This window comes from Variovorax sp. GW460-12-1-14-LB1 (assembly GCF_059423605.1).
Genome location: NZ_JBWKYF010000039.1, coordinates 14,472 through 29,859 on the forward strand (window position 1 = coordinate 14,472; position 15,388 = coordinate 29,859).

10 protein-coding genes are annotated in these 15,388 nt (G+C 70.6%); 9 read left to right on the forward strand and 1 reads right to left on the reverse strand.

Annotation, left to right across the window (positions count from 1 at the left end; translation table 11 throughout):
* The first annotated feature begins 3 nt into the window (after positions 1-3).
* The 5 genes from AC07Y4_RS19645 (at position 4) to AC07Y4_RS19665 (ending at position 8,522) form a co-directional block, all read left to right on the forward strand.
* Positions 4-1,563, forward strand: coding sequence for a long-chain-fatty-acid--CoA ligase (locus AC07Y4_RS19645; protein ID WP_487850241.1), 1,560 nt, complete (start codon positions 4-6; stop codon positions 1,561-1,563).
* Positions 1,564-1,602: 39 nt separating this feature from the next.
* Positions 1,603-2,754 (forward strand): acyl-CoA dehydrogenase family protein, encoded by a 1,152-nt coding sequence (locus AC07Y4_RS19650; protein ID WP_095947975.1) that lies wholly within the window; start codon positions 1,603-1,605, stop codon positions 2,752-2,754.
* A gap of 5 nt (positions 2,755-2,759) precedes the next feature.
* Positions 2,760-3,551, forward strand: coding sequence for an enoyl-CoA hydratase/isomerase family protein (locus tag AC07Y4_RS19655; RefSeq protein ID WP_487850240.1), 792 nt, complete (start codon positions 2,760-2,762; stop codon positions 3,549-3,551).
* 41 nt (positions 3,552-3,592) lie between these two features.
* Positions 3,593-4,486 (forward strand): SDR family oxidoreductase, encoded by an 894-nt coding sequence (locus AC07Y4_RS19660; protein WP_095746851.1) that lies wholly within the window; start codon positions 3,593-3,595, stop codon positions 4,484-4,486.
* Positions 4,487-4,688: 202 nt separating this feature from the next.
* Positions 4,689-8,522: an autotransporter domain-containing protein gene (locus AC07Y4_RS19665; protein ID WP_487850239.1), complete on the forward strand. Its 3,834-nt coding sequence runs from the start codon at positions 4,689-4,691 to the stop codon at positions 8,520-8,522.
* 60 nt (positions 8,523-8,582) lie between these two features.
* Here the strand turns inward: AC07Y4_RS19665 and AC07Y4_RS19670 are convergent, their stop codons facing one another.
* Positions 8,583-11,321, reverse strand: a complete 2,739-nt coding sequence (locus AC07Y4_RS19670; RefSeq protein WP_487850238.1) for a winged helix-turn-helix domain-containing protein — start codon at positions 11,319-11,321, stop codon at positions 8,583-8,585.
* 138 nt (positions 11,322-11,459) lie between these two features.
* On the opposite strand from AC07Y4_RS19670, the gene AC07Y4_RS19675 reads away from it, so the two are divergent.
* Genes AC07Y4_RS19675 through AC07Y4_RS19690 form a run of 4 tightly spaced genes read left to right on the forward strand, consistent with a single transcriptional unit; the run spans position 11,460 to position 15,346 of the window.
* Positions 11,460-12,668, forward strand: coding sequence for an acetyl-CoA C-acetyltransferase (locus AC07Y4_RS19675; RefSeq protein WP_487850237.1), 1,209 nt, complete (start codon positions 11,460-11,462; stop codon positions 12,666-12,668).
* Between the two features lie 28 nt (positions 12,669-12,696).
* Positions 12,697-14,109, forward strand: a complete 1,413-nt coding sequence (locus AC07Y4_RS19680) for an enoyl-CoA hydratase-related protein (RefSeq protein WP_487850236.1) — start codon at positions 12,697-12,699, stop codon at positions 14,107-14,109.
* A complete protein-coding gene (locus tag AC07Y4_RS19685) occupies positions 14,106-14,933 on the forward strand; it encodes an acyl-CoA thioesterase (protein WP_487850235.1) in 828 nt (275 codons plus the stop codon). Before AC07Y4_RS19680 ends, AC07Y4_RS19685 begins: the two co-directional genes overlap by 4 nt.
* Positions 14,930-15,346: an EthD domain-containing protein gene (locus AC07Y4_RS19690; RefSeq protein WP_487850234.1), complete on the forward strand. Its 417-nt coding sequence runs from the start codon at positions 14,930-14,932 to the stop codon at positions 15,344-15,346. Before AC07Y4_RS19685 ends, AC07Y4_RS19690 begins: the two co-directional genes overlap by 4 nt.
* Positions 15,347-15,388: the final 42 nt, after the last annotated feature.

The following is a 15,388-nucleotide window of genomic DNA, read 5'->3' on the forward strand; positions in this document are numbered from 1 at the left end:
ACCATGTTCCTCACCCAGCCCCTGCACAAGGGCCGCCGCGAGAAGGCCCGCGAGACCGCCGTGGTCTGCGGCAACCACCGCCTGGACTTCGCGACCCTCACCGACCGCGTGGCGCGCCTGGGCGCCGTGCTGCAGCAGCTCGGCATGGCGCGCGGCGACCGCGTCGGCATGATGAGCCTCAACTCGCACCGCTTCGTCGAGTTCTTCTTCGGCACCTGGTGGGGCGGCGGCGTCATCAACCCGGTGAACATTCGCTGGAACCCGAAGGAGGTCGCCTACTCGCTGGACGACTGCGACACGCGCATCCTGCTGGTGGACGACCTGTTCGCGCCCATGGCCGCCGAGCTGCGCAAGCTTTCGACGTCGCTGCGCACCGTGGTGTACTGCGGCGACGGTCCCGTGCCCGAGGGCATGGTCGGCTACGAGGCGCTGCTGGCCGACGCGCAGCCGATCGACGATGCGCCGCACAGCGCCGACGAGCTGGCCGCCATCATGTACACCGGCGGCACCACCGGCCGGCCCAAGGGCGTGATGCTCACGCACGGCAGCCTCTACATCAACGCGCTGAGCTCGGTGGCCGCGGTGCCGCGCGAGACGCGCAACGCCGCCGTGGTCATCGCCGTGCCCATGTTCCACGTGGCCGGCTGCGGGCTGTCGCTGCAGAGCATCCTGCGGCTGGTGCCGCAGCACGTGGTGCCGATGTTCGACGAGGTGGCGATCCTGCAGGCCATCCAGGCCGCGCGCGCCACCGAGATGTTCCTGGTGCCCACCATGATCAAGCGCGTGATCGAGCACCCGCGCTTTGCCGAGTTCGACCTCTCGAGCCTGCAGATGCTGCTGTACGGCGCCGCGCCCATCGACGCCGCGCTGCTCGAGCAGGCCATGGCCGCGCTGCCGGTCACGAGCTTCTCGCAGGCCTACGGCATGACCGAGCTGTCGCCCACCGTGGCCGTGCTGATGCCGCACTTCCACCTGCCCGGCCCCGACCGCAACCGCCTGCTGCGCGCGGCCGGCACGCCGGTGCCCGTGGCCGAGATCCGCATCGTCGACGGCGAGGACAACGAGCTGCCCCCCGGCCAGGTCGGCGAGATCGTCGCGCGCGGCCCGATGGTCATGAAGGGTTACTGGAACAAGCCCGCCGAGACCGAGGCCGCGCTGCGCGGCGGCTGGATGCACACCGGCGACGGCGGCTACATGGACGAACACGGCCTGCTGTTCGTGGTCGACCGCATGAAGGACATGATCGTGAGCGGCGGCGAGAACGTGTACTCGGCCGAGGTCGAGAACGCCATCGCCCAGATGCCGCAGGTGCTGATGTCCGCCGTCATCGGCGTGCCCGACGACAAGTGGGGCGAGCGCGTGCATGCCGTGATCGTGCTGCGCGAAGGCATGCCGCTCACGGCCGACGACGTCATCGCCCATTGCCGCGACCAGATCGCCAACTACAAGTGCCCGCGCAGCGTGGAGTTCCGCGATGCGCTGCCGCTGTCGGCCGCCGGCAAGCTGCAGAAATTCCAATTGCGCGAACCCTTCTGGGCCGGCAAAGAACGCCGTGTCGGCTGAACCCCATTCCCCTCATTCCAAGACACTGAAGGACACCCCATGCCCATCGATTTCCGCCGCTCGTGGAGCGACGAAGAACTGGAGCTGTACCGCGACAACGTCGTGCGTTTCGTCGAGACCGAAGTCGTGCCGCACGACGAAGAGGCGCGCAAGCGCGGCCACGTCGGCCACGAGGTGTGGCGCAAGGCCGGCGCGCTCGGCCTGCTGTGTTCCGACATCCCCGAGGCCTACGGCGGCGCGGGCGGCGACTTCCGCCACGAGGCCGTGTTCTACGAGGAGAAGGCGCGCCGCGCGCTCAGCGGCATGGCCAGCTCGGTGCACACCATCGTGGCGCACTACTTTTTGAACCACGGCACCGAGGAACAGAAGCAACGCTACCTGCCGCGCATGGCGCGCGGCGAGCTGGTCGGCGCCATCGCCATGACCGAGCCCGGCGCCGGCTCCGACCTGCAGGGCGTGCGCACACGCGCCGAGAAGCAGCCCGACGGCAGCTACCGCATCCGCGGCTCCAAGACCTTCATCACCAACGGCTTTCTCGCGGGCGTGGTGCTGGTCGTGGCCAAGACCGACCCGACGCAGGGCGCCAAGGGCACCTCGATCCTCATCGTCGAGACCGAGGGCTGCGAGGGCTACCGCGTGGGCCGCGTGCTCGACAAGATCGGCATGAAGGCGCAGGACACCTCGGAGCTCTTCTTCGACGACGTGCACGTGCCGGCCGATGCGCTGCTCGGCGGCCAGGAAGGACAGGGCTTCTTCCAGCTCATGAGCGACCTGCCGTACGAGCGCACCATCATCGGCGTGAACGCGCTGGCCACCATGGAAGGCGCCTACCAGGCCACGCTCGACTACGTGCGCGACCGCAAGGCCTTCGGCAAGCCGATCGCCGAGTTCCAGAACACCAAGTTCAAGCTGGCCGAGATCGCCACGCAGATCAAGGTCGGCCGCGCCTTCATCGACCGCTGCGTGGAAGACCTCGTGGCCGGCCGGCTCGACACCGCCACCGCCTCCATGGCCAAGCTCTGGGCCTCCGAGACGCAGGGCCGCGTGGTCGACGAGTGCCTGCAACTCTTTGGCGGCTATGGCTTCATGACCGAGTACATGGTGGCGCGCATGTACGCCGACGGGCGCGTGCAGCGCATCTACGGCGGCACCAACGAGATCATGAAAGAAGTGATCTCGCGCGCGCTGTGACGGCCATGAACGAGGTGCTCCAGGTCGAGCGGCGCGGCGAGGTCGCCTGGCTCACGTTGAACCGCCCCGATCGCCTGAACGCGCTCGACCCGGCGCTGGTGCGCGCGCTGCGCGACTACTTCGAGGGCCTCAGTGCGCGCAGCCCCGAGCGCGTGGTCGTGCTGCAGGGCGCGGGCCGCGCCTTCTGCGCCGGGCTCGACCTGAAGGAGCAGGTGGGCGGCGAAGACCTCGGCGTGGCCGACATGCTCGAACAGCAGAAGGGCATCCGCGACATCATGCTGGCCATGCGGCGCTGCCCGCAGCCCATCGTCAGCGTGGTGCAGGGCGCGGCCAGCGGCGGCGGCTTTGCGCTCGCGCTGGCCTCCGACGTGCGCCTGGCCACGCCCGACGCGCGCATGAACGCCGCCTTCATCCGCATCGGCCTGTCGGCCTGCGACGTGGGCGTGAGCTACTTTTTGCCGCGCATGGTCGGCAGCTCGGTCGCGGCCGAGTACATGCTCACCGGCCGCTTCATGGACGCGCAGCGCGCCTACGCGCTGGGCCTCGTGAGCCGCGTCGATGCGCTGCCCGCGTTGCAGGTCGAGGCGCAGGCGCTGGCCGACGACATGCTCCATGCCACGCCCGTGGCGCTGCGCCTGACCAAGGAGGCGCTCGGTATTGCCGTGGACGCCGGCAGCATGGAAGCGGTCATCGCGATGGAAGACCGCAACCAGGTGCTGTGCACCCAGACCCGCGATTTCCGCGAAGGCATGAGCGCCTTCCTCGAGAAGCGCGCGCCCGTCTACACGGGGCGCTGAGCTTCATTCCGAATTTCAACGGACCGCACACAAGGATTCCCATGACCCTCGACGACCTGATGTTCAAGCCCGGCCTGCTGGCCGGCCGCCGCTACCTCGTGACCGGCGGCGGCAGCGGCCTGGGCCGCGTGATGAGCGAGGCGCTGCTGCTGCTTGGCGCCCATGTGTACATCTGCGGGCGCCGCGCGCCCGTGCTCGAAGAAACCGCGGCCGAGCTGATGCACCTGCACGGCGGGCGCGTGACGCCCAAGACCTGCGACATCCGCCACGACACGCAGATCACCGAGATGCTCGATGAAATCTGGGCCGACGGTGGCGCGCTCGACGGCCTGGTCAACAACGCCGCGGGCAACTTCGTGAGCCGTACCGAAGACCTGTCGCCGCGCGCCTTCGACGCCATCTCGAGCATCGTCTTTCGCGGCAGCTTCTGCATGACGCTCGAATGCGGCAAGCGCTGGCTCGCCGAAGGCAAGGCCGCGTCGGTGCTGTCGATCCTCACGACCTGGGTGTGGAACGGCTCGCCCTTCACCGTGCCTTCGGCCATGTCGAAAGCCGGGCTGCACGCCATGACGCAGTCGCTCGCCGTCGAGTGGGCCGGGCGCGGCATCCGCTTCAACGCCATCGCGCCGGGCCTGTTCCCCACCGAGGGCATGAGCGCGCGCCTGAACCCCGGCGGCGGCGAGCACAAGGCCGAACGCAACCCGATGGAGCGCAACGGCCGCATGCCCGAGCTGGCCAACCTCGCGGCCTACCTGCTCGGCCCGGGCTCGGAGTACGTCAACGGCCAGACCATCGCCATCGACGGCGCGCAGTTCCAGGCCACGGGCGGGAATTTCTCGCGCATGTCGCAATGGCAGGACGAGGACTGGAAGCGCGCGCGCGAGCACATCGCGGGGCGCGACGCGCAGGACAAGCGGCAGCGGCTGGCGGCCTGAAGCGCCGCAACCTAGGGAAAAACTCCAGCGTCTGGATTCCAAAGTATCGGAACAAGCACCGACGAGATCACAAAGAACGACCCCTCTTTCCAGAATTTAACGACCGTTAACCGGCCCGTGCGCGACGTCTTCACGACGTGGCTTCACCGGCAGGGCGACGGTCTTTTCATTCCATACCAAGACAGAGAGGGTTCGTTCCGTCATGACGAGATCACCGAAGTTCAAGCGCAGGGCCGTGGCCCGCGCCGCCGTGTGCGTGCTGGGTTCGATGCTGGCCACCGCGGCCGGTGCACAGGCCTATCCGGGCGACCCCGGCATGATCGGCGACCCGGCCAGCTGGCGCACGAAGGAGTTCCTGGCCGACTGGGGGCTCGGGGCGATGAAGACCGAGTACGCCTACGCGGCGGGCTTCACCGGCAAGGGCGTGAAGCTGGGCGTGATCGACTCGGGGTTCGATGTGCGCCACACACGCGAGCTGCCACTCACGCGCTTCACGGCGCTGGTGACGGCGACGTCCAACGGGGCGTACAGCGAGTTCGCGGCGGATGGCTCCGTGCTCAATGGCAAGGACGCGGGTTACGGTTTCCACGGCACCCACGTGTCCGGCACCGTGGGCGCCAGCCGGGACGGGCAGGACATCAAGAACAACATGCACGGCGTGGCATTCAATGCCAACGTGTTCGTGGGCAACACCAATGCGCCCGACGCGCTGAAGTCGAGTGCCGGGTTGAGTCCGGACAGCTACCGCCACGCCACCACCGAGAACTTCCGCAATCTCTACCAGGGCATGCGCGACGCGGGCGTGCGGGTCATCAACAACAGCTGGGGCAATCCGAGCAATCGGAATTTCAGCACACAGAACGCGGTCACCGCCGACTACCTGCAGTACCTGCGCGGGCCGTCCTGGGTCGACGCCGCGATCGACGCCACGAAGCCCCAGGCCGATGGCAAGGAAGGGGTCATCCAGGTGTTCGCCGCCGACAACCAGGGGCAGGCCAATCCGGCGGCGCGCGGGGCGCTGCCGTATTTCAGGCCCGACGTGGAGGGGCATTGGTTGACGGTGACGGGGACCAATCAGACAAAAACGGGCTACCAGCAGCACAGCTCCCTCAACAAGTGCGGCATCGCCAAGTACTGGTGCGTGGCCACCCCGGGTGCCAACATCATGAGCACGGTGTTCGACGGGGCCTATGCGGCCTACAGCGGCACCTCGATGGCGGCGCCGCATGCCACCGGAGCCCTGGGCATCATCATGGAGCGCTTTCCGTACATGACCAACGAGCAGGCGTTGCAGGTGCTGCTCACCACGGCCACGAAGCTCGACGGCACGCGTCAGGCGGCGCCCGACGCGGTGATCGGCTGGGGCCTCGTCAACCTCGAGAACGCCATGAAGGGGCCGGGCCAGCTGCTCAAGCGCATGGTCATCGACATGCCCGGCGGCACGGCCGACACGTGGCGCAACGACATCTCGGAAACGGGGCTGGTCCAGCGCAAGCAGGAAGAAGCCGCCGAGATCGTGCGCCTGGGTGCGCTCGTGAAGGGGCCGATTGCCCCGGACGCCTTCAAGCCCCTGGGTGATGAGGCCGTCGCGCTGCTTCAGGCGCTGCGCACGGCCATGTTGTCGGGTGGTGACTTTGCCGACGCCCTGGCCGCAGCGAAGGCCAACCCGCTCGCGAGGGGCACCGCCGAGATATTCGAGAGCCTGCGCCGACTGGCCGGGCCCGGAGACCCCCTGTGGACCGAACTCCCTCCGTACATGGTGATTCCGGCGGAAGAAATCATGACGACTGTCGAGGACAGGGCAAGAGCGATCAACGTCGACTGGGACCGCCTGACCCACCTGCGCAGCAAGACCGACGAAGACTACCGCGGCAGCCTCGTGAAGGCCGGCGCCGGGCGGCTGGTGCTCACGGGCACCAACACCTACTCGGGCGACACGCGCATCCAGGCCGGCGAGCTCGCGCTGGGCGAGGGCGGCACCACCGGTTCCATCACCAGCCACGTGGCCATCGACGCGGGCGCCAGCTTCGCCATCGACCGCGGCGACGCCTACGACTTCGCCTACAACATCACCGGCGCGGGCGACCTGCGCACCACGGGCGGCACGACCGGCGAAGGCGTCACCACCTTGAGCGGCGCCAACAGCTACAGCGGCGCGACCTGGGTCCAGGGCGGCACGCTGCGCGCGGGCTCGGCCACCGGCCTGTCGAACGCCAGTGCGTTCACGGTGGCCGGCAAGGCCAGGCTCGACCTCAACGGCTTCGACGCGACCATCGGCTCGCTGGCCGGCGCGGGCGATGTGGCCGTGGGCACCGGCACGCTGACCACCGGCGGCAACGACCGTTCGACGCAGTTCGCGGGCCGCTTCAGCGGCAGTGGCGGCCTCGTGAAGGCGGGCGCGGGCAGCTTCGAGCTCACTGGCGACTCGGGCGGCTTCACCGGCAAGACCTCGGTGGCGCAGGGCATGCTGTCGGTCAACGGCACGCTGGGCGGCACGATGGCCGTGCTGTCGGGCGGGCGTTTGCAGGGCACCGGCACGGTCGGCAGCACGACCGTCGCCACCGGCGGTGTCGTGGCGCCGGGCAACTCCATCGGCACGCTGCACGTGGCCGGCAATGCACGCTTCGCGCCGGGCTCGACTTTCGAGGCCGAACTGAGCGGCACCGACGCGCAGGCCGACCGGCTCGACGTCAGCGGGCAGGCCACGCTCGAGGGCGGCACGGTGCGCGTGCTCGGCGGCTACAACCTCGGCACGCGCTACACGCTGCTCAACGCCGAGGGCGGCGTGAGCGGCACCTTCGCCGACTTCAGCGTGGCCAAGGACTACCTCTTTCTCTCGCCGAAGCTGGGCTACACCGCGACGCAGGTCTACACGGAAGCCATGCGCAACAGCGTGTCGTTCGCGTCGGTCGCGCAGTCGGGCAACCAGCGTGCGATGGGTGTGAACCTCGATGGCGCGGCCGCATGGAGCCCGGCGCTGGCTGCCGCGCTGCAGCTGGAGAGCGTACCGGCCGCGCGCACGGCCTTCGACAGCCTGTCGGGTGAAGTGCATGCCTCCGCGAAGACAGCGCTCATCGAAGACAGCCGCTTCGTGCGCGAGGCCGCGATGGACCGCCTGCGCGCGTCGGCCGGCACGGCGGGCGCGTCCACGGCGCCGGTCAAGGTCAACGACGGCACCGGCCAGTCGCACATGGCCGCCCCGACCACGGGCGAGACGGTCTTCTGGAGCCAGGCCCTGCACTCGACCGGCCGTGCGCGCGACGACGGCAACGCCGCGCGGCTCGATCGCTCGGTCGACGGCCTGCTGATGGGCGGCGACGCGCGCGTGGGCGACAACGTGCGCCTGGGCGTCGCCGGCGGCTACAGCCGCAGCAAGTTCGACGTGGACGCGCGCTCGTCCTCGGGCGATGCCACCAGCTACCACCTGGGCCTGTACGGCGGCACCACGCTCGGCCCGTGGGCCCTGCGCGCCGGCGCAGCTTACGCGCGGCACGACGTGGACACCACGCGCCAGGCGCGCGTGGCGGGCCTGTCGGATTCGCTCAAGAGCAACCACGACGCATCGACCACGCAGGTCTTCGGCGAAGTGGGCTACAGCCTGGCGGCCGGCGACGTGGCACTGGAGCCCTTCGCCAACCTCGCGCACGTCACGCTGCACACCGACGCGTTCTCGGAGCGCGGCACATGGGCGGCGCTGCAGGCGCGCAGCGGCAGCGCGAACGTTGGGCTGTCGACGCTGGGCCTGCGCGCATCGACCGCGGTGCGCCTGGGCAGCGTCGATGCCACGCTCAAGGGCATGGTCGGCTGGCGCCGCGCCTACGGCGACCTGACGCCGTTCACCAGCGTTGCGCTGCCGGGCGCCACCGGCTTCTCGGACATTGCGGGCGTGGCGGTGGCGAAGAACGCGGCGGTGCTGCAACTCGGCCTGGACTTCGCGTTCTCTCCGCGCGCGACCTTCGGCGTGTCGTATGGCGGCCAGTTCGGCGGCAAGGCGCGCGACCAGTCGGTGAAGGCGAATCTGAACGTGTCGTTCTGACGAAAGGCGAGGGTTTGGGCCCGTCTGCCATGTGTCGGCGGGCGGGCCCTTTTTTTTGGGCTAGCGGATCACGCCGAGCTTGCGCGCAATCGCCACAGCCTCCGTGCGCCGCTTGGCGCCCAGCTTCATGTGGATGTTGCGCAGGTGCGTGCGCACCGTGCTCTCGGACACGAACAGCTTTTCGCCCATGGCGTTGTTCGAATAGCCCTCGGCCAGGAGCTGCAGCACGCGGATCTCCTTGCGCGTGAGCGGCTCCTTGGTGGCGTCGCCCGAGGGGGCCTCGGCGTCGATCGGCGACGGCGGCGGGCCCAGCACCTGCAGCAGCCGCTGCAGGTAGTCGGCCAGGATCGGGTCGCTGCGCAGCACGGGCGCCACGGCACCCGCTTCTTGCTGCATGGCGGCGGCATAGCGGTGCACCAGCGTGCCCACGGCCGGGCCTTCGTCGAGGATCAGCCGCACGAAGCCTTCCTGGCTCGCGGCCTGCAGCACGGCGCCGATCTCTTCGATGGCGGTGGCGAGGTCGCCCGCGCGCTGCAGTGCCAGTGCGCGCAGCACGCGCAGCTTGAGCGCGCGGCGGTTGCGGTTGGCGGCCACGGCGGCGTGCAGCTCGGCGTCGAGCACGGTGAGGGCCGCGCGCGCGTCGCCGAAGGCGATGTCCCAGCGCGCCCGCGCCAGCGCGAGGTAGTCGAGGTCGTGCGCGGGCAGGCGCTGGCGGCGCTCGCGCTCCCACAGCTCGGGATCGTCGGCGCGCTGCAGCTCGTCGCGCGAGGCGGGGCCGTTGCCCTGCAGCAGCAGCATGTGGGCGCGCTCCAGCTTGGCGCCCGCGACCACGCGCGGCAGCTGGCGGTGGTGGCCCAGGTATTCGAGTTCGGTCAGCGCCTGGAACGCGGCGTCGATGTCGCCCGCGTGGAACGCGATGCGCGAGCGCATGACGTGGCTCAGGATCATGTGGTCGGGCAGGCCCACGTCGCGCGCCAGCGGCAGGTACACGTTCAGCAGGTGCTCGGCCTGCACCAGCTGGTTGGTCTCGTACACGGCGCCCGCGTACAGCACGCCGGCCCAGGCGTTGCCGTGGCTGTGGTTGTACGACACGGCATGCGTGGAGTCGACCGCCATGCGCAGCCGCGCGGTGGCCTGGCGCAGCCGGCCTTCGGTGAGGTCGAACAGGCCCGCCAGCGACTCGGTGTACATGCGGTTGAAGGTGCTGTTGCCCTGCTCGCGCCGCGCGGCCTCGAGCAGGCGCTGCGCCTCGCGCTGGTCGCCGCGCACCGCGAGGATGTGCGCCATCGCGTTGAGCAGCACGCCCTCGGCAAAGGCCAGGCCGGTGGGCAGGCGCGCGAGGCTTTTGCGGCCGGCTTCATACGCGGCGTCGTGCTGGTCTTCCATGGCCAGCAGCAGCGGAATGAGCGTGTGGGCGTTGGCGCGCACCTCGGGAATGGGGCTGTCGAGGCAGCCCGACTGTTCGAGCAGCCGCATGGCGTCCCACGGGCCGTGCGTGAAGCAGGTGGCCCACAGCGCGATGAGCTGCAGGAACGGGTGCTCGCGCAGCTGATGTTCGGGAATGGCCGAGAACCAGCGCGCCAGCATGCGCATGCGGCCCTGTTCGAGGAACTGCTCGGCGTAGCTGTCGAGCAGCGTGAGCGCGTGCGGATGGTCGCCTCCCTCGATGGCGTGGTCGATGGCGGGCACGGGCCGGCCGTGCGATTCGTACCAGCCCGAGGCCGCGAGGTGCAGCCGCGCGAGTTCGCCGGGCCGCTCGCGCGCCAGCTGCGCACGCAGGAAGTCGGCAAAGAGGCTGTGGTAGCGCCACGCGCGCACCTCGCCGCCAGCATCGCCGCTCACGGGCGTGAGGAACAGGTTGGCGGCGGCCAGCTGCTCCAGGATGACGGCGCTGTCGCCGCGCGGGTTGAGCGCCTGGCACACCGAGGCGTCGAGCTGGCGCAGGATGCTCGTGCGCAGCAGAAAGTCGTGGATCTCGGGCGGCTGGTGCGCGAGCACGTCTTCGGCCAGGTAGTCGGCCACGGCGCGGTCGGAGCCAGAGAAGCGCTCGATGAAGCCGGTCTCGATGCCGTGCCGCTCCAGCGCCATCGACGCCAGCCAGATGGCCGCCACCCAGCCTTCGGTCTTGCGGTGCAGCTGCGAGAGCAGGTCGGCCGGCAGCGCCTGCGGCGGCTGCGCGGCGGCGTGCGGCGCATGCGCCTGGCGCAGGCCGATGAAGGCGCTGGTTTCTTCCAGCGAGAAGCGCAGGCGGTCGGTGTCGATCTCGATGAGCTGGCCGCGCGCGCGCAGCCGGCCCAGGCCCAGGTCGGGCAGGCTGCGCGAGCCGATCACGATCTGCCCGCGCCGCGGCAGGTGCTCCACCAGCTCGCGCACGAGGCCCAGCACGGCGGGCTCCTGCACCACCTCGAAGTCGTCCAGGAACAGCGTAAAGGGCGAGTCGTGCGCGGCCAGCGCGGCCACGGCGTCGAAGGGCGCGTGGCTTGCGGGCTCGTCCACGCCGATGCGCTGCACGGCCTCGGCCAGGCAGTTGAGAAAGCGCGACACGTCGTTGTCGGCGCGGTCGAGCGTGAGCCAGGCGGTGGCGATGCCCTGCGCGTCCATGCGTTCGCGGATCTGTGCCATGGCGGTGGTCTTGCCGAAGCCGGCGGGCGCGCGCACCAGCACGAGCTTGACGGTCGCGGCCGCGATCTCTTCGCTGATGGCGGTGCGCGGCACCTGCGTGGCCACGAAGGCCGGCGGGTTCAGCTTGGTCTCGAGAATCCGGAGCGAAGAAGGGGGAACGGGGGCTGGAGCAGGCATCGCGAAGGGGGAGTGAGTGCCTGGAAATTCCGTCGCTTCCGACGATTCCGGCAACCGATTCTGCTTCCTAAACTGGCCGCAGACAAACTGAATTCCCCTGCATCCGGTGGCCTTGCGCACCCGGGCAGTGCCCTGCCCATGACCGACGACGTTTTCATCTACGACCACGTGCGCACGCCGCGCGGCAAGGGGCGCGCCGACGGTGCGCTGCACCCCATCACGCCGGTGCAGCTGGCCACGCAGGTGCTGCAGGCGCTGCGCGAACGCCATGCACTCGACCCCACGCAGATCGAGGACGTGGGCCTGGGCGTGGTGATGCCGGTGGGCGAGCAGGGCGCCGACATCGCGCGCGTCGCGCTGCTGTCGGCGGGCTACGGCGACAGCGTGGTGGGCTTCCAGCTCAACCGCTTCTGCACCTCGGCGCTCGACACGCTGAAGATGGGTTTCGGCCTCGTGGCCTCGGGCCAGGCCGACGCGGTGATCGGCGGCGGCGTGGAGTCGATGTCGCGCGTGACCATCGGCAGCGACGGCGGCGCGGTCTACACCGACCCCGCCGTGGGCCAGCGCTACCCCTACATCCCCAACGGCGTGGCGGCCGACCTCATGGCCATGCTCGACGGCGTGGACCGCGAGGCGGTCGATGCCTACGCTGTCGAAAGCCAGCGCCGCGCCGCCGTGGCACAGGCCGAGGGCCGCTTCGACCGCTCGCTCGTGCCCGTGCGCGACCGACTCGGCCGCACCGTGCTCGCGAAGGACGAGGCCAACCGCCCCGGCACCACGATGGCCGACCTCGCCAAGCTCAAGCCGGCGTTTGCCGGCGTGGCCGCGCAGGGCTACGAAGCGATCCTGCTGCAGCGCTACCCGCAGCTCTCGCACATCGCGCCGATCCACACGGGCGGCAATTCGAGCGGCATCGTCGACGGCGCCTGCGCGGTGCTGCTGGGCAACCGCGACTACGGCACGCGCAACGGCTTGACGCCGCGTGCGCGCATCGTCGGCAGCGCCTCGTGCGCCGACGAGCCGCTGCTGAGCCTGGGCGGCCCGATGCCCGCCACCGAGCGCCTGCTGGCGCGCTGCGGCCTGAGCATCGGCGACATTGACCTGTTCGAGGTGAACGAGGCCTTCTCGGTGGTGCCGATGCGCTATGCGCGCCACTTCGACATCGACCCCGCGCGCATCAACGTGAACGGCGGCGCCATCGCGCTGGGCCACCCGCTGGGCGCGACCGGCGCGATCCTCACGGGCACGCTGCTCGACGAGCTGGAGCGGCGTGACGCGGGCCTGGGCCTGGTCACGCTGTGCGCTGCGGCGGGGCAGTCGACCGCGCTGGTGATCGAGCGCGTCTGAGCACCACGTCTTCTCTTCCATTTTTCCTATGCCTTCCCACATCCGATTCGAGGTCGATGCCGACGGCGTCGCGCTCCTCACCCTCGACGTGCCCGAGCGGCCGATGAACGTGTTCACGCCCGGCTTCACGGCCGACCTGCGCGCGGCCGTGGCGCAGATCGCGCAGCGCGCCGATGTGCGCGGCGCGGTCATCACCTCGGGCAAGGCCAGCGGCTTCATGGCCGGGGCCGACCTCAAGGACCTCGTGGGCTTTCATGCCACGGGCGGCGGCGCGGCCGAGGCCATCGAGGTGATCGCGCCCGGCGGGCGCGCGCTGCGCGAGCTGGAGCGCTGCGGCAAGCCCGTGGCGGTGGCGATCAACGGGGTGGCGCTGGGCGGCGGCTTCGAGCTCGCGCTGGCCTGCCACCACCGCGTGCTGCTCGACGAAGCGCGCGCGGTGGTTGGACTGCCCGAAGTGACGGTCGGCCTGCTGCCCGTGGGCGGCGGCACGCAGCGGCTGCCGCGCCTCATCGGCATTGCGCGCGCGCTGCCGCTGCTGCTGTCGGGCCGGCATGTGGCGCCGGCCGAGGCGCTGGCGCTGGGCATGGTCGATGCGCTCGCGCCGGCCGACCAACTCGTGGCCGTGGCCCGTCGCTGGGTGCTCGACCACCCCGACGCCGGCCAGCAGCCGTGGGACGTGAAGGGCTTCCAGGTGCCGGGCGGTGCGGGTGCACTCGCACCGCACGCGGGCGCGAGCTTCGGCGCCACGCTGGCGCAGGTGCGGCGCGACACGCACGACCAGCTGCCGGCGCCGCTGGCCATCCTGTCGGCCGTGTACGAAGGCACGCAGCTGCCGATGGACGCGGGCCTGGCGGTCGAGGCGCAGTGCTTCGGCCCCTTGCTGGCCGGCCCGGTGGCACGCAACCTGATGCGCACGCTGTTCGTGAACCGGGGCGCGGCGTTGCGGCGCAAGGGTGACCTCAGCGCGATCAGCACCGCGTATGTCGAACGGCTGCGGCAGCTGTACCGCAGTGAAGGTGCGGCGCTGTTGAGTGAAGGCGTGTCGCCTGCGCTGATCGCGAATGCTGCGCGGCAGGCCGGGTTGGGCGAGAGTCCGCTGACCGCCGATGCCACCGCGACACAGGCCGCCACGTCGCAGCCCGATGCACGCGCCGTCGGCGAACGCCTGCTGTCACTCCTCGCGCTCGAAGCGGCGCGTTGCCTCGAAGAAGGCGTGCTGAAGCAACCGGTCGAGGCTGACCTCGGCGCCGTGCTCGCGCTGGGCTATCCCGACTGGACCGGCGGCACGCTCTCGTACATCGAGACCGTCGGCCTCGCGGCTTTCGTCGCGCGCTGCGATGCACTCGCACAGCGCCACGGCGAGCGCTTCAAGCCCACGGCCGCGTTGCGCCAGCGCGCACAATCGAACACGCCGTTCTATCCCGTGGAGCACGCCGCGTGAGCCCAGGCCGCGCGCAAGCGCTGCAGTCGCTGGTCGCGCAGCTGCAGCTCGAACAGCTCGAGAAGAACCTGTTTCGCGGCACCAGCACCGACATCGGCGCGCCCGCCGTCTTCGGCGGTCAGGTGCTCGGGCAGGCGCTGATGGCCGCGGCCCGCACGGTCGACGGGCATGCGGCGCATTCGCTGCACGGTTACTTCCTGCGCGCGGGCGACAAGGCCGCGCCCATCGTCTACGACGTGGATCGCATCCGCGACGGCGCGAGCTTCACGACGCGGCGCGTGGTCGCCATCCAGCATGGCGAGCCGATCTTCCACATGTCGGCCTCGTTCCACCGGCGCGAGGCGGGCGTGTCGCACCAGTGCGCCATGCCCGAGGCGCCGCCGCCCGAAGACCTCACGCCGCGCGCCGGTCCGCGCGTGCGCGTCGAGGGGCCGATCGAGTTCCGCTACGTCGATCCGCGCGACCCGGTCACGGCCGGCCCGCGCCCGCCGCACAGCCAGCTCTGGCTGCGCACCGCCGACGCGCTGCCCGACGACCCGCTGCTGCACCAGGCCCTGCTGGCCTATGCCTCCGACTACAGCTTCATGGGCGTGGCGATGCAGCCGCACGGCCTGGCGTTTCAGCAACCGGGCGTGCAGGGCGTGAGCCTGGACCACGCGATGTGGTTCCACCGCGATTTCCGCTGCGACGACTGGCTGCTGTACGACGCCGACTCGCCCTCGGCCGAGCATGCGCGCGGCTTCTGCCGCGGCGCGCTGTTCGACCGCGCCGGCCGGCTCGTGGCCTCCGTGGCGCAGGAAGGGCTGATCCGGGTGCGCCGATGATCAAGCTCGTCTTCTGTCTGCGGCGCTTGCCGCACCTGGACCGCGCGCAGTTCCAGCACCACTGGCGAAATGTGCATGCACCGCTCGTCGCCGAGCGCGCCGAGGTGCTGGGGCTGCGGCGCTACGTGCAGTCGCACACGCTCGACGATGCGCTGGTGCAGCCGCTGGCCGTGCCGCGCGGCAGCCCCGCGCCCTTCGACGGCGTGGCCGAGCTGTGGTGGGACAGCCTCGAGGCGCGCACCGGCGCGCGGCGCGAGGAAGCCCGCCGCGCGAGCGCCGAGCTGCTCGCGGACGAGCGCCGCTTCATCGACCTGGCCGCCTCGCCGATCTTCTTCACCGACGAATTCGCCGTGGTCGGCGACCCCGCCGCCGAGGCGGTGCGCGACTACCTGCAGGCGCGCGGCCGCCTGTAATCGTCGCTTCGGACGATGCCTGCACGCAGGGCGCGTCCCTAA